Source organism: Actinomadura sp. NPDC049382 (assembly GCF_040677125.1).
GTDB classification, from domain to species: domain Bacteria; phylum Actinomycetota; class Actinomycetes; order Streptosporangiales; family Streptosporangiaceae; genus Spirillospora; species Spirillospora geliboluensis.
In genome coordinates this window covers 1-15921 of sequence record NZ_JBFARO010000006.1, presented here as the reverse complement: position 1 = coordinate 15921, position 15921 = coordinate 1, and the positions used below count along the sequence as shown (strand labels likewise).

Genomic DNA, 15921 nt, shown 5'->3' with positions numbered 1-15921 from the left:
TCAGTACTTCAGCAGGTTCGCGTCGTCGACCGACGAGGACCTGCGGGTCCGGAAGATGGTCATGATGATCGCGAGGCCCACCACGACCTCCGCGGCGGCCACCACCATCACGAAGAACGCGATGATCTGGCCGTCGAGGTTGCCGTGCATGCGGGAGAACGAGACGAACGCCAGGTTCGTCGCGTTCAGCATGAGCTCGATGCACATGAACACCACGAGCGCGTTGCGCCGCACGAGGACGCCGAGCGCTCCGATGGTGAACAGGATCGCCGAGAGAGCCAGGTAGTGCCCCGGACTCATTGACCAGCCTCGCCTTCACTCGCGCCGCCGCCCGCGGCCGGCGTCCCCGACTTGACGGAGCGCTCCTCGGCGTCGGCCTCGGCGGCCTCGGCGGTGACCGCCCTGACCTCCGCCACGTCCCGCTCCATCGCCTCCTCCTCGGTGCCGCCGTGCAGGTCGGCGTGCCGCGCGGCGGTGTCGGTGCGGGCCGCGATGACCGGGTTGACCGACAGCTCCGACGGCGTCCCGTCCGGGAGCAGCGCCGGCATGTCGACGGCGTTGTGCCGGGCGTAGGTGCCGGGGCCCGGCAGCGGGCCCGGGTGGTCGCCGCTGAGGAAGCGGCCCTTGGACAGGTCCTTCTGGGTCGGCTTCGGCTCGGTGCGCTCCCGGTGCGCCAGCACCATCGCGCCCAGCGCCGCGGTGATCAGCAGGGCGCTGGTCGCCTCGAACGCGAACACGTACTTGGAGAACAGCAGCCGGGCCAGGCCGACGACGTTGCCCTCGGCGTTGGCCTGGTTCAGGCCCGCCGAGTCGCCGAGCGCCGCGTTGCCGAGGCCCGCGGTCAGCAGGGCGATGAACCCGATCGCGGCGATCACGCCCCAGAAGCGCTGGCCCCGGATCGTCTCCACCAGCGAATCGGTGGAGCTGACCCCGACGACCATCATCACGAACAGGAACAGCATCAGCACCGCGCCGGTGTAGACGATCACCTGGACGAAGGCCAGGAACGGCGCGTTCTGGATCGCGTACAGCGCGGCGAGGCTGAGCATCACGGTCGCCAGCAGCAGCGCCGAGTGCACCGCCTTCCGCACGAAGATCATGCCGAGCGCGCCGGCGACCGACACCACGGCGAGCAGCCAGAAGAAGAACGGCTCGCCCGACTGCTTGTCGGCGACCTCGGCGGCGAGGACGTGCGCGGCGCTCATCTGCCCTCACCGCCCTCGGCCGGCCCGGCCGGCGACTCGTCGGACTGGAGGCCGAGGCGGTAGTAGTCCTCCTCGGTGTCGCCGAGCCGCATGGCGTGCGGCGGCGTCTCCATGCCCTCGCGCAGCGGCGCGAGCAGCATGTCCTTGGTGTAGATCAGGCTCTCCCGGCTGTCGTCGGCGAGCTCGTACTCGTTGGTCATCGTGAGCGCCCGGGTGGGGCACGCCTCGATGCACAGCCCGCAGAGGATGCAGCGCAGGTAGTTGATCTGGTACGTGCGGCCGTACCGCTCACCGGGCGAGTACCGCTCGTCCTCGGTGTTGTCGGCGCCCTCGACGAAGATCGCGTCCGCCGGGCAGGCCCACGCGCACAGCTCGCAGCCGATGCACTTCTCCAGCCCGTCCGGCCACCGGTTCAGCTGGTGCCGCCCGTGGAAGCGCGGGGCGGTCGGCTTCTTCACCTCGGGGTACTGAACGGTCTCGCTCTTCATGAACATCTGGTGGAACGAGACCCCGAACCCCTTGACCGGGTTCAGGAAATCAGTGAGTCCCACTGGTGACCTCCTCAGGAGGGGTTTCGATCGTGGCGGGCCGGACCGGCTCGCGGGCGCGGCCGTGGTAGTGGGGCGCGTCCAGCGGCGGCACCGGGAACCCGCCCGCGGCCGGGTCGGGGCGCGGCCCCTCCGCCGCGCCGGGGACGATCTCCTTGCCGTCCTCGCCGCCGCGGACCATCTCCCAGATCACCGTCGCCACCAGCACGACCGCGGCGGCGATCGCGGTGCCGATCGCGATCTGCTGCATGTCGTAGCCCTCGTTCTTGAAGGCGCGGATCGCGGCGACCAGCAGGATCCAGCCGAGCGAGACGGGGATCAGCACCTTCCAGCCGAGCTTCATCAGCTGGTCGTAGCGGACCCGCGGCAGCGTGCCGCGCAGCCAGATGAAGAAGAAGATGAACAGGAAGATCTTGATCAGGAACCACAGCACCGGCCACCAGCCGGAGTTGGCCCCGGCCCACACCGTGGAGATCGGCGCGGGCGCGCGCCAGCCGCCGAGGAACATCGTGGTGGCGAGCGCCGACAGCGTCGTGAGGTTGATGTACTCCGCGAGGAAGAACATCGCGAACTTCAGCGACGAGTACTCGGTGTGGAAGCCGCCGACGATCTCGCCCTCGCCCTCGGGGAGGTCGAACGGGATGCGGTTCGACTCGCCCATCATCGTGATCACGTAGATGATGAAGGACGGCGCCAGCAGCAGCACGAACCACTTGTCCTGCTGCGCCGCGACGATCTCCGAGGTGGACATCGACCCGGCGAACATGAACACCGCGACGAACGACAGCCCCATCGCGATCTCGTAGGAGATCATCTGCGCGGACGAGCGGAGCCCGCCGAGCAGCGAGTACGGGGACATCGACGACCAGCCGGCCAGCACCACGCCGTAGATCCCCATCGACGACATCGCGAGGACCAGCAGGACCGCGACCGGGAGGTCGGTGCCCTGCAGCGCCGTCTGGTGGCCGAAGATCGACACCGTCGGGCCGAACGGGATGATGATGAACGAGATGAAGGCCGGCACCGCCGCCATCACCGGCGCCAGGATGAACACCACCTTGTCCACCTGGCGGGGGACGATGTCCTCCTTCAGCGCCAGCTTGACGCCGTCGGCGAGGCCCTGCAGCAGGCCGAAGGGCCCGGCGCGGTTCGGGCCGACGCGCAGCTGCATCCGGCCGATGACGCGCCGCTCGATCCACATCGTCAGCAGCACGGTCACCACGAGGAACGCGAAGATGACCAGGACCTTGCCGCCGATCAGCCACCACGGGTCGTGCCCGAAGTCCTGCAGCGGCGGCTGGGCGGCCGGCGCCGCGGCGAGCGGGCTCATTCGCCACCTCCCACGTTCCGCGCGGTGCTCGCGAGCACCCCGCTCGCGATCTTGACGACGCCGCCCGCGGCGGCGCCCAGATCCCGGTAGAGGGCGCAGCCGGCCGAGTTCGTCGGCAGCCACACCACCCGGTCGGGCATGTCCGGGGTGATCTCCAGCGGCAGCGTCACCTCGCCGCGCGCCGCCGACACCGTCACCGCGCCGGTCGCGCCGATCTCGGCGGCGGTCGCGGGCGACAGCCGGGCGACGGCCGCCTTGGCGGTGCCCGCGAGGAACGGCTCCCCGTCCTGCAGGCGGCCCCGGTCCAGCAGCAGCCGCCACGTCGCGAGCAGCGCCTCGCCCTGCTCGGGGTGCGGCGGCAGCTCCTGCGCCACGTTCGGCGCGTCCGGACGCTCGCCGCGGTACGCGCCGAGGCCGGTCAGCTCGCGGCGCGCCGCCTCCGGGCCGGGCAGGCCCAGATGGACGTCCATCTCGTCGGCGAGCGCGTCCAGCACCCGCAGGTCGGACATCCGCCCGGCCTGCTTCAGCACGATGTCGAACGGGCGGCCGCGGCCCTCCCAGTCGACGAACGTGCCGGCCTTCTCCGCGACGGCCGCGACCGGCAGCACCACGTCGGCGCGGTCGGTGACCGCGCTCGGCCGCTGCTCCAGGCTCACCACGAACGGGGTCGCGTCGAGCGCCCGGAGCATCGCGTCCGGGTCGGGCAGGTCGTAGGGGTCGACGCCGCCGACGAGCAGCGCGCCCCGGCGGCCCTGCGCCGCCGCGGCGATGATGCCGGCGGTGTCCTCACCGGGGTCGGCGGGCAGTTCCGCGACGCCCCAGGTGCGGGCGACCTCGGCGCGCGCGGCCGGGTCGGCGACGGGGCGGCCGATCGGCAGCAGCCCGGGCAGCGCCCCGGCCTCCACCGCGCCGCGCTCCCCGGCCCGGCGCGGCACCCACGCGAGCTTCGCGCCGGTCACCTGCGCCACCCGGACCGCCGAGGTCAGCGCGCCCGGGCTGGCGGCGAGCCGCTCGCCGACCAGGATCACCGCGCCCGGCGTCTCCAGCAGCGTCCGGACGTCGGAGCGGGCGTCGTCCCCGATGAGGGAGCCGAGGGTCTCGGCCTCCGCGCCGGGCGCCGTCGGCAGCAGCGTCCCGCCGACCTTGCCCAGCCCGCGGGTCGCGAACGGGGCGGCGGCGTACACCTTCAGCCGGTTCTTGCGGTACGCCTTGCGGAGCCGCAGGAACACGATCGGCGACTCCTCCTCCGGCTCGAACCCGGCGAGGAGGACGGCGGGCGCCTTCTCCAGGTCGGCGTAGGACACCTCGATGGAGCGTCCCGCGACCGACGAGGCGAGGAACCGCGACTCCTCGTCCGACAGCGGCCGGGCCCGGAAGTCGACGTCGTTGGTGCCGAGCGCGACCCGGGCGAACTTGGCGTAGGCGTAGGCGTCCTCAAGGGTGACGCGGCCGCCGGCCAGCACGCCGGCCGAGCCGTGCGCCGCCGCGAGGCCGCGCGCCGCGACCGTCAGCGCCTCCGGCCACGACGCCGGCTCCAGCACCCCGTCCTCGTTCCGGACGAGCGGCGTGGTGAGCCGGTCGGGCTGCGTGGTGTAGGTGAACGCCCAGCGGCCCTTGTCGCAGTTCCACTCCTCGTTGACCTGCGGCTCGTCGCCGGCCAGCCGGCGGGTGACCTTCCCGCGCCGGTGGTCGGTGCGCAGCCCGCAGCCGGACGCGCAGTGCTCGCAGACGCTCGGCTGCGACACGAGGTCGAACGGCCGGGACCGGAACCGGTACGCGGTGCCGGTGAGCGCTCCCACCGGGCAGATCTGCACGGTGTTGCCGGAGAAGTAGGAGTGGAACGGCCGGTCGTCGGCGACCGCGACCCGCTCCTTGGCGCCCCGCTCGAACAGGTCGATGAACGGGTCGCCGGCGATCTGCTCGGAGAACCGGGTGCAGCGGGTGCACTGGATGCACCGCTCCCGGTCCAGCAGCACCTGGCTGGACAGCGGGATCGGCTTCGGCCAGGTGCGCTTGGTCTCCTGGAACCTGGTCTCGCCGCGCCCGTTCGACATCGCCTGGTTCTGCAGCGGGCACTCGCCGCCCTTGTCGCAGACCGGGCAGTCCAGCGGGTGGTTGATGAGCAGGAACTCCATGATGCCGTGCTGGGCCTTGTCGGCCACCGGCGAGGTGAGCTGGGTCTTGACGACCATGCCCGGCATCACCGCGGTGGTGCAGGACGCCTGCGGCTTCGGCATCCCGCGGCCGTTGCCGGCGTCCGGGATCTCCACCAGGCACTGCCGGCACGCCCCGATCGGGTCGAGCAGCGGGTGCTCGCAGAACCGGGGGATCTGGATGCCGAGCAGCTCGGCGGCCCGGATGATCAGCGTGCCCTTCGGCACCTCGATCTCGAAGCCGTCGATGGTGCAGGAGACCATCTCGACCTTCTCCACCGCCGACTTGTCGTCGGTGACGGTCACTTGGCACCTCCCCAGAGGGTGGACTTGGCCGGGTCGAACGGGCAGCCGCCCTGCTCGAAGTGCTGGAGGTACTCGTCCCGGAACAGCTTGATCGACGACACGACCGGGCTGGTCGCGCCGTCGCCGAGGGCGCAGAACGCGCGGCCGAGGATGTTGTCGGAGATGTCCAGCAGGGTCTCCAGGTCCTCCTCGGTGCCGTCGCCCGCCTCGAGCCGCTTGAGCATCAGCTTGTACCAGTAGGTGCCCTCACGGCACGGCGTGCACTTGCCGCACGACTCGTGCGCGTAGAACTCCGACCAGCGCAGCACCGCCCGGACGACGCAGGTCGTCTCGTCGAAGATCTGCAGCGCCCGGGTGCCGAGCATCGACCCGGCGGCGCCGACGGACTCGAAGTCCAGCGGCACGTCCAGGTGCTCGTCGGTGAAGATCGGCGTGGACGACCCGCCGGGCGTCCAGAACTTCAGCCGGTGGCCCTCCCGGATGCCGCCCGCCATGTCGAGCAGCTCCCGCAGCGTGATGCCGAGCGGCGCCTCGTACTGGCCGGGCCGGGTGACGTGCCCGGACAGCGAGAAGATCCCGAAGCCCTGCGACTTCTCGGTGCCCATCGAGGCGAACCATTCCGGCCCGTTCTCGACGATCGAGGGAACCGAGGAGATCGACTCGACGTTGTTGATGACAGTCGGGCCGCCGTACAGGCCCGCGACCGCGGGGAAGGGAGGCTTCAGCCTGGGCTGGCCGCGGAACCCCTCGAGGGAGTCGAGCAGCGCCGTCTCCTCGCCGCAGATGTAGGCGCCGGCGCCGCTGTGCACGACCACGTCGAGGTCGTAGCCGGAGCCGAGGATGTCCTTGCCGATGTAGCCGGCCTCGTACGCCTCCGCCACCGCCTGCTGGAGGCGGCGGATGACGTGCAGGACCTCGCCGCGCACGTAGATGAACGCGTGGCTCGACTTGATCGCGTACGCGCTGATGATGACGCCCTCGACGAGGACGTGCGGGTTCGCCATCATCAGCGGGATGTCCTTGCACGTGCCCGGCTCGGACTCGTCGGCGTTGACGACGAGGTAGCGCGGGTTCGGGCTGGACGGCGGCAGGAAGCCCCACTTCATCCCGGTGGGGAACCCGGCGCCGCCGCGGCCGCGGAGCCCGGAGTCCTTGACCGCCTGGACGATCTCGTCGGGCTCCATCCGCAGCGCCTTGCGCAGCGCCGCGTAGCCGCCGTCGCGCTCGTAGCCCGCCCGGGTGAAGGAGTCGGCGCGGTCCCAGTTCTTCGTGAGGACGGGGGTCAGCGTGGTCACTTGTTCCGTCCCTCCTGGCTGCCGGGCTTGGCCTCGCCCGGAATCGGCTTGCCGGGCTCGTGCGGCGGCTCGGCGATCTGCTCGGGCTTGACCGGCTCGTCCGGGCGCTCGCGGCCCGTGTCGGCGGACGGCGCCGCCCACCCGCGCTCGTGCGCGAGCTTCAGGCCGACCAGCGACTCCGGCCCGGCCTGGACGCCCTCGCCGGCGAGTCCGTCGGGGAACCCGGCGAGGACGCGGGACGCCTCCCGCCAGGTGGCCAGGCGGTTCGGCCCGCGCGAGGGGAGCACGTCCTTGCCCAGCCGCAGGTCGTCGACGAGCTGCTTGGCCTTCGCGGGAGTCATGTTGTCGAAGAACTCCCAGTTGACCATCACCACGGGGGCGAAGTCGCAGGCCGCGTTGCACTCGACCCGCTCCAGGCTGATCTTGCCGTCCGGGGTGGCCTCGTCGTGGCCGACGCCGGTGTGCTCGCTCAGCTCGTCCCAGATCTGGTCGCCGCCCATGATCGCGCACAGCGTGTTGGTGCAGACGCCGACGTGGTAGTCGCCGACCGGCTCCTGCTTGTACTGCGTGTAGAACGTGACGACGCCCATCACCTGCGCGGGCGTGATGCCGAGCATCTCGGCGCAGAACTCCACGCCGTGCTGGGTGACGTGGCCGTCGACCGACTGCACCAGGTGCAGCATCGGCAGGAGCGCCGACCGCGGCCGGGGGTACCGGCCCATGATCTCCTTGGCGTCCCGCTCCAGCCGCTCGCGCACCTCGGGTTCGTACGTCATCGGTCCACTCCCCCCATGACCGGGTCGATGCTGGCCACGGCCGCGATGATGTCGGCGACCATGCCGCCCTCGCTCATCGCCGGGGTGGCCTGCAGGTTGACGAAGGACGGCTCGCGGAAGTGGACCCGGTACGGGCGGGTGCCGCCGTCGCTGACCACGTGCGCGCCGAGCTCGCCGCGGGGCGACTCGATCGGCGCGTACGCCTGGCCCGCCGGGACCCGGAAGCCCTCGGTGACCAGCTTGAAGTGGTGGATCAGCGCCTCCATCGAGGTGCCCATGATGTGCGCGATGTGCCGGGGCGAGTTGCCCATGCCGTCGGCGCCGATCGCGAGCTGCGCGGGCCAGCCGATCTTCTTGTCCTCGATCATGACCGGGCCCTTGACCGACTGCAGCCGGTCCAGGCACTGCTCGACGATCCGCAGCGACTGCTCCATCTCGTCCATCCGGACGAGGTAGCGGCCGTACACGTCGCAGGTGTCCTGCGTCGGGACGTCGAAGTCGTAGGTCTCGTAGCCGCAGTAGGGCTGCGACTTGCGCAGGTCCCACGGCAGGCCGGTGGAGCGCAGCACGGGGCCGGTGATGCCGAGCGCCATGCAGCCGGTCAGGTCCAGGTACGCGATGTTCTGCGTGCGGGCCTTGAAGACCGGGTTGTCGTCCATCAGCTTGCGCAGCGCCTGGATCCGCTTCGGCATCCGGTCCAGGTAGTCGCGGATCTTGCTGGTGGCGCCGCTCGGGAGGTCCTGCGCGACGCCGCCGGGGCGGATGTAGGCGTGGTTCATCCGCAGGCCGGTGATCTCCTCGAACAGGTCGAGGGTGTACTCGCGCTCGATGAACCCGTTCAGCATGACGGTCGTCGCGCCGAGCTCCAGCCCGAACGTGGCGATCGCGACCAGGTGCGAGGAGATCCGGTTCAGCTCCATCATCATCACGCGGATGATCTGGGCCCGCTCCGGGATCTTGTCCTCGATGCCGAGCAGCCGCTCCACGCTGAGGCAGTACGCCGCCTCGTTGAACAGCGGGGCGAGGTAGTCCATCCGGGTGCAGAACGTGGTGCCCTGCGTCCAGGTGCGGAACTCCATGTTCTTCTCGATGCCGGTGTGCAGGTAGCCGATGCCCACCCGGGCCTCGTTCACCGTCTCACCGTCGAGCGTGAGGATCAGCCGGAGCACGCCGTGCGTGGACGGGTGCTGCGGCCCCATGTTGATGACGAGCCGCTCGTCGCCCGCCTCCTCGGCGGCGGACACGACCTTGTCCCAGTCCTGCCCGTTGACGTCGAAGACCTTGCCCTCGGCCGCCTCCTCGGCGGCGTAGGCGTCGTACTCGGTGTACTTCGTCGAACTCATACGTACGACCGCCTTTCGTCCGGCGGCGGGATCTCCGCTCCTCGGTACTCGACGGGGATGCCGCCCAGGGGGTAGTCCTTGCGCTGCGGGTGCCCCACCCAGTCGTCGGGCATCTCGATGCGCGTCAGCGCCGGGTGGCCGTCGAAGACGATCCCGAAGAAGTCGTAGGTCTCGCGCTCGTGCCAGTCGCTCGTCGGGTAGACCGGGACGAGCGAGGGGATGTGCGGGTCGGCGTCGGGGCAGCTCGCCTCCAGCCGGACCCGCCGGTTGTGCGTGATCGACAGCAGGTGCACGACCGCGTGCAGCTCGGCGCCCTCGTCCTTCGGGTAGTGCACGCCGGACACGCCCGAGCACAGCTCGAAGCGCAGCGACGGCTCGTCCCGCATGGTCGTGGCGACCGTGCGCAGGTGCTCGCGCTTGACGTGGAAGGTCAGCTCGCCGCGGTGCACGACGACCCGCTCGATCGCGTCGCCGAAGTCGGGCCCTGTCTTCTCCGGGGACGACCCCGGACCCCGCAGAGCCCGCTCCAGCTCGTCGGCGATGTCGTCGAACTCGCCGCGCTCGGCCGCGCCGCCGGGCCCGCCGTAGGGGCGCGGCGCCGACACCTTCGGGCTCTGCCGGACGACCAGCCCGCCGTAGCCGGAGGTGTCGCCGGTGGTCTTCGCGCCGAACATGCCCTTGCGGGCGATCGGCTGCTCCCGGCGCTCCTCCTCGGTCTGCGCGGGAAGCTGGTCGGCGGCCTGCTCGGCCTTCTGCTCGGGGTGCTCGGAACTCATCTAGGCCCCCTGACCCAGGAGCGGGAGCTGGCGGCGCTTGGCCTCTTCCAGCTCGGCGATCTGCTTCTGCCGCTGCGGCCCGAGCTTGGTGTTCTGGATCTTGTCGTGCAGCTTCAGGATCGCGTCCAGCAGCATCTCCGGCCGCGGCGGGCAGCCCGGCAGGTAGATGTCGACCGGGACGATGTGGTCCACGCCCTGCACGATCGCGTAGTTGTTGAACATGCCGCCCGACGAGGCGCACACGCCCATCGCGATGACCCACTTGGGCTCGGTCATCTGGTCGTAGATCTGCCGCAGCACCGGCGCCATCTTCTGGCTCACCCGGCCCGCGACGATCATCAGGTCGGCCTGCCGCGGCGTCGCCGAGGCACGCTCCATCCCCCACCGGGAGAAGTCGTGCCGGGGGTCCCCGGTCGCCATCATCTCGATCGCGCAGCACGCGAGGCCGAACGTCGCCGGCCACACCGAGCTCTTGCGCGCCCATCCCGCGACCTGCTCGACCGTGGTCAGCAGGAACCCGCTCGGGAGTTTCTCCTCTAGACCCATGTCAGTCCCACTCCAGACCGCCGCGCCGCCAGATGTAGGCGTACGCCACGAGCACGGTGACGATGAAAAGGACCATCTCGACAAGGCCGAAGAGCCCCATCCGGTCGAACGCGACCGCCCAGGGGTAAAGGAAGATGATCTCAATGTCGAAGACGATGAACAGCATCGCCGTCAGGTAGTACTTGATCGGAAAACGCCCGCCGCCGACCGGCTGCGGAGTCGGCTCGATGCCGCACTCGTAGGCGTCCAGCCGGGCGCGGTTCCACCGCTTCGGCCCGGTGAACGCGGCCATCAGCACCGAGCCCGCCGCGAAGGCGAAGGCGAGCACCCCGAGCACGATGATCGGAATATAGAGATCCATGCCTCTACGACCTCTCCTCGGGACGTACGACGTTGTACGGGACGGGCCGCCGGCGACCCGCCACCCTAACCAAGGTGATCAATAGCGCTCCCCTCAGGGGCTCGGGTACTGCACTGTAGTCCGCTCACCTGCGGAAGCTTCAATTCGATCAGCTCGATCAGGAGCGTCGTACGGGGTTCGCTCATGCCGCCGGCGCCACCTTCTGCATCGCGTTGATGACCCGGTCCATCGCGTCCCCGCCCTTGGGGTCGGTCAGGTTGGCCAGGAGCTTGAGCGTGAAGCGCATCAGCGTCGGGTGCGGCAGGCCGTGCGAGGTCAGGAACTTCATGACGCGCGGGTCGCCGATCGCCTGCACGAAGACGCGCGCGAGGGTGAAGTAGCCGCCGTGCTCGTCCTTCAGGATGCGCGGGTACTCGTAGAGGGTCCGCTCGCGCTGCGCCGGGGTGCGGCGGGCGAGCGCCTGCACCATGATGTCGGCGGCCAGCCGGCCGGACTCCAGCGCGTAGTCGATGCCCTCGCCGTTGAACGGGTTGATCATGCCGCCGGCGTCGCCGACGAGCAGCATGCCCCGGGTGTAGTGCGGCTGCCGGTTGAAGCCCATCGGCAGCGCCGCGCCGCGGATCTTGGAGGTGGCGTGCTCCTCGTCGAACTGCCAGTCCTCGGGCATCTGCGCGCACCAGCGCTTCAGCATGCCCCGGTAGTCGACGTTCTGGAACGCCTTGCTGGTGTTGAGGAGGCCGAGGCCGACGTTGGACGTGCCGTCGCCGACGCCGAACACCCAGCCGTAGCCGGGCAGGAGTCGCTCGCCGTCCCACAGTTCGAGCCACGCCTCCATGAAGTCGTCGTCGTGGCGCGGCGACTGGAAGTAGCGGCGGACCGCGACGCCCATCGGCCGGTCCTCGCGACGCCGCAGCCCCATGGCGAGCGACAGCCGGGTGGAGTTGCCGTCGGCGGCGACGACGAGCGGCGCGCGGAACTCCGTCTCCTCGCCGTCGAGGACGGCGGTGACGCCGATGATGCGGTCGGTGCGCTCGTCCAGGATGGGACCGGTCACGTTGCAGCCCTGCAGCAGCCGCGCGCCGGCCTTCGCGGCGTGCTCGGCGAGCAGCTGGTCGAGGTCGGTGCGCTTGCGGACGAGCCCGAAGTCGGGGAAGGACGCGAGCTCCGGCCAGGGCAGCTCGACCTTGACGCCGCCGCCGTAGATGCGCAGCCCCCGGTTGCGCCCCCAGCCCGGGTCGTTGATGTCGACGCCCATGCCGATGAGGGCGCGGACGGCGCGGGGGGTGAGCCCGTCACCGCAGATCTTGTCCCGCGGGAAGACGGCCTTCTCCAGCAGGTACACGTCCAGGCCGGCCTGCGCCAACCAGTAGGCGGTCGACGATCCGGCGGGGCCTGCCCCGACGACGATCACGTCCGCGTGTCGGGTGGAGTCGGTCACGGCGTTCCTCTTCAGCTCGTTCGCTTGTGAAGCACTTCACAAGGATCCGACAGGGGAGTCTATTCCTTTATCACGACTGGTGGGTACTTCTGGGTCGGTCTGACTTTGGACCGGTCCGAACCGCCCGCCGCCGCGATCAGCCGGGATTGACCGCGTGGTGCATCGCGGCCACCCCGAACGTGAGGTCGCGCCACCGCACCGCGTCCCAGCCGGCGTCCTGGACGAGCCGCGCCAGCCCCGCCTGGTCGGGCCAGGCGAGCGTCGACTCGGCGAGGTAGCGGTAGGAGTCGGGATTGGAGCTGACCCGCGCCAGCAGCGGCAGCCCGTACTTCAGGTGCGCCTTGTGCCCGAGCGCCAGCAGCGCGTTCGGGGGGTGGCTCACCTCGCACACCAGCAGCCGCCCGCCCGGCCGCGCGACCCGGCGCAGCTCGCGCAGCGCCTTCACGGTGTCGGCGACGTTGCGCAGCCCGAAGGAGATCGTGACGGCGTCGAACGAGCCGTCCGCGAACGGCAGCGACAGCGCGTCGCCGGCCACGAAGCGCAGCCCCCGCACGCCCTCCTGCCGGCGCACCCCGACGCGCAGCATCCCGAGGGAGAAGTCGCATGCCACCGTGTCGGCGCCCGCCTCCGCGAACGGCACCGAGGACGTGCCCGTCCCCGCCGCGAGGTCGAGGATCCGCTCGCCCGGCCGCGCGTCCAGCGCCCGCACGACCTCCCGCCGCCACCGCCGGTCCTGCCCGCCGGTCATCAGCGTGTTCAGCAGGTCGTACCGCTCGGCGGTGCCGTCGAACATCGCCGCCACGTCGGCCGGCTGCTTGTCAAGAGAGGCGCGGGTCATGCCTCCAGCCTAGAGACTGCCCGGACCCGTGCGCGCCCGTGGTCCCCCTTGGTTCCCTACGGGCGCGACGGCCCGGCGGAAGCCGTCACGCGTCTTCCTTGGTGAGGGACTTCTCGTACTTCTTCCGTCCGCTGCGGACGCCGCGGGTGACGGCGGCGGACACGCGGTCGCGCTGCGCGGACAGCAGTACGTAGCTGACGATGCCGCTGATCAGCAGGGCCAGCAGCAGGAGCAGGAAGCCGCGGGCGCCGAAGAGCGCCAGCACACCCGCGGTCGCCGCGAAGATCGCGGCCCGCGCGATGGTGTAGAGGATGACGGAGCGCATGACCCTTCGAGGTTAACCCCGGTCCCGCGCGCTCCGTCCCCGGGGTCACCTCAGGACGTCCAGGAGCAGCGCCGGGTCGACGTTGCCGCCGGACAGGACGGAGACGTAGGTGCGCCCCTCGGGCAGTTCGGCGCGGCGGTCCAGGTAGGCGGCGGTGGCGACGGCGCCGCCCGGCTCGGCGATCAGGCGGGCCTCGCGGGCCAGCCGGCGCATCGCGCGGCGGATCTCGTCCTCGGTCACGGTGACGATGCCGTCCACGTGGGCGCGCAGGTGGGCGAACGGCAGGTCGCCGACCCGCTGGACGCGCAGCGCGTCGGCGAGGGTGCGGCCGGTCTTCTCGGCGTCCCAGGTGACGGGTCGTCCCGCGGCCAGGGAGTCGCGGGCGTCGGCGGCCAGTTCGGGCTCGACGCCGATCACCTTCGCCTCGGGCCGCAGCGCCTTCACCGCGGCGGCGACGCCGGCGATGAGGCCGCCGCCGCTGATCGGGACGAGCACGACGTCGACGTCCGGGCGGTCCTTGACGATCTCCAGCCCGACCGTGCCCTGCCCGGCGATGACCCGCGCGTCGTCGTAGGACGGGATCAGCGTGAAGCCGTGCGCGGCGGCGAGCTTGCCGGCGGTCTCGGCGCGGGCCTGCCCGGTCGGCTCGACGTAGACGACCTCGGCGCCGAGCGCGATGCACCGCTCGACCTTCACGCCGGGGGTGGTGTGCGGCATGACCAGGACGGCCTTGATGCCGAGGGCGCGGGCGGCGTAGGCGACGGCCTGCGCGTGGTTGCCGCTGGAGTGCGTCACGACCCCGGCCGCGCGCTGCTCCTCGGGGAGCGCGGAGATGGCGGCGTAGGCGCCGCGCACCTTGAAGGCGCCGATCGGCTGCAGCGACTCGGCCTTCACCAGCAGCTCCGGCTCGCCGGCGGCGGGGGCGGGGTCGCGGGGGAACGGGACGAGCGGGGTCCGGACGGCGACGCCCGCGACGCGCTCGGCGGCCCGCTCGATCTCCGGCAGCGAAACAAGATCGGACATGGTCTCGAAGACTACTTCGCGCGCCGCGCCGCAGGCGCGCCGCAGCCCGTTTCCCCCGTGACTTGGCAGGTCAAATGGGGTCAGTGCGGGAGCGGTGGCCACAGTGCCGAATACCGAGCGCGATCGCTCCTGCTCGGGAAACTACGGTCGGTGATCTTTTCCGAAAACAAGGGAGAAATCGGTCTTGACCCGCCACACTGTAAACAGTCCACCCGCGCCGAGAGCGGGACAAAGGGGGAGAGAAAACGTGGAGAGCACGAGCGAGCGCCTGCTGACCCCAGGGGAGGTCGCCGCCCTCTTCCGGGTCGACCCGAAGACGGTCACCCGGTGGGCCGCCGCGGGCCGGATCAGCAGCATCCGCACTCCGGGGGGCCACCGGCGCTTCCGCGAGTCCGAGGTGCACGCGCTGCTGCGCGGCGAGGAGCCCGTCGCCGAGCACTCGGCCCGCTGACGAGGCTCTGGCCGCCCGGACCGCCGCGCCCTCGACGGTCCCAACCAGCCGGGCGGCCGGGGCATCGCACCGCCCCGGGGACGCCCCGCGCTCCCCGCGCCCTCCGGCGCTCAGTCCTCCGCGTCCCCCTTCCACTCCTCGAACCGGCGGAGCAGGTCCGCGTCCTCGTCCCGCCAGCGGCGCCGCCGGTCCTCCAGTTCCTCCTCGGTGAGCGACTCGCGGAGCAGCCGGTCGTAGTCGGGGTCGTCCGGGCCGATCTCCACATAGGCGTCGGCGATGATCCGTCCCTCGCGCGCGCCGGATCCGGGCTCGGAGCCGTCCGCGCCGGCGATCACGCTGTGCGGGACCCGGAGCGTGCCGTCGGGGAGCCGGATCACGTACATCGTCGATCACCCTCGCCGTCTGCCGTCGCCGTCATCACGGTGTCCTAGATCCCGTACTCGCGGTTGAAGAAGAGCATGACCTCAAGGGCCGTCCTGATGTTGCCGGCGAGCATATCCACGAGCGCGGGACGCTGCCGGGAGGAGATCGCGGCGAACGCGTCGGCGAAGAACTCGCGGCGGCCGAGCGCGCCCGGCTGCCGGTGGAAGCCGCTCGCCAGATGCGGCAGGCACTCCTCGTACAGCTTCCGGAACGCGGGGCTGTCGGACGTCCACTCGCCGTCGGCGCCGTCGATGTCGTCGAGGGCGTGCCCGACCTCGTGCAGCATCACGTCCGGGGTCGGGGACGGCCGGTCACCCACGACGATCTTGCGGTCGCCGTAGGCGCCGGCGCAGATGTCCCAGGTCGCGCGGCCGGACGGCAGCGGCCGGTCGCGCAGGTGGCCCATGTCGTCGAGCTGCGGCACCCCGCCGGGCCCCACGTAGATGCCGTCCAGCCCGGCCGCGAGCTTCTCCTTCAGCCGCTCGGGCAGCGACGCCAGGCTCTCCACCGCGCCGATCACCTCGGGCGGCGGCGGCCCGTCCCGGACGTCCCACTGCCGGTGCAGGACGTCCTCCAGCACGCCGCAGTGGCGGCGGCCGTCGGCGGCGTGCGGCATGCCGGGCGGGTGCGGTTCGACGCGGAGCCGGTCGTCGTCCAGCTCGAAGTCGCTCCAGGAGTAGTCGCCGGCGCGCGGCCGCCCGTGGCCGCGCCGCGCGAGCCCCCCGGACAGCAGCACGAACACCAGCTTGACCTCCAGGGTCCGCTGGGCGGCGTCGCCCATGTC

General features: G+C 71.4%; 18 protein-coding genes. 1 reads left to right on the top strand and 17 read right to left on the bottom strand.

The genetic code is table 11. From position 1 onward, the window contains the following. The 15 genes from nuoK to AB0K34_RS05780 all read right to left on the bottom strand — a co-directional run bounded on the left by nuoK (position 1) and on the right by AB0K34_RS05780 (position 14263). Positions 1–300, bottom strand: coding sequence for an NADH-quinone oxidoreductase subunit NuoK (gene nuoK / locus AB0K34_RS05850; RefSeq protein WP_138636831.1), 300 nt, complete (start codon positions 298–300; stop codon positions 1–3). Further along, positions 297–1205 carry an NADH-quinone oxidoreductase subunit J gene (locus AB0K34_RS05845; RefSeq protein ID WP_138636830.1) on the bottom strand — a complete coding sequence of 303 codons (909 nt, stop codon included), beginning with the start codon at positions 1203–1205 and terminating at the stop codon, positions 297–299. Before AB0K34_RS05845 ends, nuoK begins: the two co-directional genes overlap by 4 nt. Continuing rightward, entirely contained in the window at positions 1202–1756 is a 555-nt protein-coding gene (nuoI, locus tag AB0K34_RS05840) for an NADH-quinone oxidoreductase subunit NuoI (protein WP_138636829.1), read from the bottom strand. Before nuoI ends, AB0K34_RS05845 begins: the two co-directional genes overlap by 4 nt. Next, positions 1743–3083 (bottom strand): NADH-quinone oxidoreductase subunit NuoH, encoded by a 1341-nt coding sequence (gene nuoH, locus AB0K34_RS05835; protein ID WP_138636828.1) that lies wholly within the window; start codon positions 3081–3083, stop codon positions 1743–1745. Before nuoH ends, nuoI begins: the two co-directional genes overlap by 14 nt. Further along, on the bottom strand, positions 3080–5542 hold the full coding sequence (locus AB0K34_RS05830) for an NADH-quinone oxidoreductase subunit G (RefSeq protein ID WP_301173979.1): 2463 nt from the start codon (positions 5540–5542) through the stop codon (positions 3080–3082). Before AB0K34_RS05830 ends, nuoH begins: the two co-directional genes overlap by 4 nt. Next, positions 5539–6837: an NADH-quinone oxidoreductase subunit NuoF gene (gene nuoF, locus AB0K34_RS05825; RefSeq protein ID WP_138636826.1), complete on the bottom strand. Its 1299-nt coding sequence runs from the start codon at positions 6835–6837 to the stop codon at positions 5539–5541. The genes AB0K34_RS05830 and nuoF overlap by 4 nt, the downstream gene beginning before the upstream one ends. Beyond that, complete coding sequence (gene nuoE, locus AB0K34_RS05820) at positions 6834–7613, bottom strand: NADH-quinone oxidoreductase subunit NuoE (protein ID WP_364545945.1); 780 nt, start codon at positions 7611–7613, stop codon at positions 6834–6836. Before nuoE ends, nuoF begins: the two co-directional genes overlap by 4 nt. Then, on the bottom strand, positions 7610–8956 hold the full coding sequence (locus AB0K34_RS05815) for an NADH-quinone oxidoreductase subunit D (RefSeq protein WP_138636824.1): 1347 nt from the start codon (positions 8954–8956) through the stop codon (positions 7610–7612). Before AB0K34_RS05815 ends, nuoE begins: the two co-directional genes overlap by 4 nt. Next, a complete protein-coding gene (locus AB0K34_RS05810; protein ID WP_364545942.1) occupies positions 8953–9732 on the bottom strand; it encodes an NADH-quinone oxidoreductase subunit C in 780 nt (259 codons plus the stop codon). Before AB0K34_RS05810 ends, AB0K34_RS05815 begins: the two co-directional genes overlap by 4 nt. Continuing rightward, positions 9733–10278, bottom strand: coding sequence for an NADH-quinone oxidoreductase subunit B (locus AB0K34_RS05805; protein WP_089324571.1), 546 nt, complete (start codon positions 10276–10278; stop codon positions 9733–9735). 1 nt (position 10279) lies between these two features. Beyond that, complete coding sequence (locus AB0K34_RS05800; RefSeq protein WP_138636821.1) at positions 10280–10639, bottom strand: NADH-quinone oxidoreductase subunit A; 360 nt, start codon at positions 10637–10639, stop codon at positions 10280–10282. A gap of 181 nt (positions 10640–10820) precedes the next feature. Further along, positions 10821–12077, bottom strand: a complete 1257-nt coding sequence (locus AB0K34_RS05795) for a geranylgeranyl reductase family protein (protein WP_364545938.1) — start codon at positions 12075–12077, stop codon at positions 10821–10823. Between the two features lie 136 nt (positions 12078–12213). After that, positions 12214–12915, bottom strand: coding sequence for a demethylmenaquinone methyltransferase (locus tag AB0K34_RS05790; RefSeq protein ID WP_364545935.1), 702 nt, complete (start codon positions 12913–12915; stop codon positions 12214–12216). Between the two features lie 85 nt (positions 12916–13000). After that, positions 13001–13240 carry a DUF4229 domain-containing protein gene (locus AB0K34_RS05785; protein WP_364545932.1) on the bottom strand — a complete coding sequence of 80 codons (240 nt, stop codon included), beginning with the start codon at positions 13238–13240 and terminating at the stop codon, positions 13001–13003. A gap of 45 nt (positions 13241–13285) precedes the next feature. Further along, positions 13286–14263, bottom strand: a complete 978-nt coding sequence (locus tag AB0K34_RS05780; RefSeq protein WP_364545930.1) for a threonine/serine dehydratase — start codon at positions 14261–14263, stop codon at positions 13286–13288. A 247-nt stretch (positions 14264–14510) separates the two neighbouring features. On the opposite strand from AB0K34_RS05780, the gene AB0K34_RS05775 reads away from it, so the two are divergent. Beyond that, positions 14511–14714, top strand: a complete 204-nt coding sequence (locus AB0K34_RS05775) for a BldC family transcriptional regulator (RefSeq protein ID WP_021593176.1) — start codon at positions 14511–14513, stop codon at positions 14712–14714. Between the two features lie 110 nt (positions 14715–14824). Here AB0K34_RS05775 and AB0K34_RS05770 read toward each other — a convergent pair whose 3' ends face one another. Next, positions 14825–15097 carry a hypothetical protein gene (locus tag AB0K34_RS05770; protein WP_138640592.1) on the bottom strand — a complete coding sequence of 91 codons (273 nt, stop codon included), beginning with the start codon at positions 15095–15097 and terminating at the stop codon, positions 14825–14827. 44 nt (positions 15098–15141) lie between these two features. Further along, the gene (locus AB0K34_RS05765) at positions 15142–15918 is read right to left on the bottom strand and encodes a hypothetical protein (protein ID WP_364546199.1); all 777 of its coding nucleotides are present in this window, start codon (positions 15916–15918) and stop codon (positions 15142–15144) included. Between the last annotated feature and the right edge of the window lie 3 nt (positions 15919–15921).

What these genes read in the sequence shown, in the direction of transcription:
- nuoK (WP_138636831.1), bottom strand. Translation starts at nt 300, where the DNA reads ATGAGTCCGGGGCACTACCTGGCTCTCTCGGCGATCCTGTTCACCATC.
- AB0K34_RS05845 (WP_138636830.1), bottom strand. Translation starts at nt 1,205, where the DNA reads ATGAGCGCCGCGCACGTCCTCGCCGCCGAGGTCGCCGACAAGCAGTCG.
- nuoH (WP_138636828.1), bottom strand. Translation starts at nt 3,083, where the DNA reads ATGAGCCCGCTCGCCGCGGCGCCGGCCGCCCAGCCGCCGCTGCAGGAC.
- nuoE (WP_364545945.1), bottom strand. Translation starts at nt 7,613, where the DNA reads ATGACGTACGAACCCGAGGTGCGCGAGCGGCTGGAGCGGGACGCCAAG.
- AB0K34_RS05815 (WP_138636824.1), bottom strand. Translation starts at nt 8,956, where the DNA reads ATGAGTTCGACGAAGTACACCGAGTACGACGCCTACGCCGCCGAGGAG.
- AB0K34_RS05810 (WP_364545942.1), bottom strand. Translation starts at nt 9,732, where the DNA reads ATGAGTTCCGAGCACCCCGAGCAGAAGGCCGAGCAGGCCGCCGACCAG.
- AB0K34_RS05805 (WP_089324571.1), bottom strand. Translation starts at nt 10,278, where the DNA reads ATGGGTCTAGAGGAGAAACTCCCGAGCGGGTTCCTGCTGACCACGGTC.
- AB0K34_RS05800 (WP_138636821.1), bottom strand. Translation starts at nt 10,639, where the DNA reads ATGGATCTCTATATTCCGATCATCGTGCTCGGGGTGCTCGCCTTCGCC.
- AB0K34_RS05790 (WP_364545935.1), bottom strand. Translation starts at nt 12,915, where the DNA reads ATGACCCGCGCCTCTCTTGACAAGCAGCCGGCCGACGTGGCGGCGATG.
- AB0K34_RS05785 (WP_364545932.1), bottom strand. Translation starts at nt 13,240, where the DNA reads ATGCGCTCCGTCATCCTCTACACCATCGCGCGGGCCGCGATCTTCGCG.
- AB0K34_RS05780 (WP_364545930.1), bottom strand. Translation starts at nt 14,263, where the DNA reads ATGTCCGATCTTGTTTCGCTGCCGGAGATCGAGCGGGCCGCCGAGCGC.
- AB0K34_RS05770 (WP_138640592.1), bottom strand. Translation starts at nt 15,097, where the DNA reads ATGTACGTGATCCGGCTCCCCGACGGCACGCTCCGGGTCCCGCACAGC.
- AB0K34_RS05765 (WP_364546199.1), bottom strand. Translation starts at nt 15,918, where the DNA reads ATGGGCGACGCCGCCCAGCGGACCCTGGAGGTCAAGCTGGTGTTCGTG.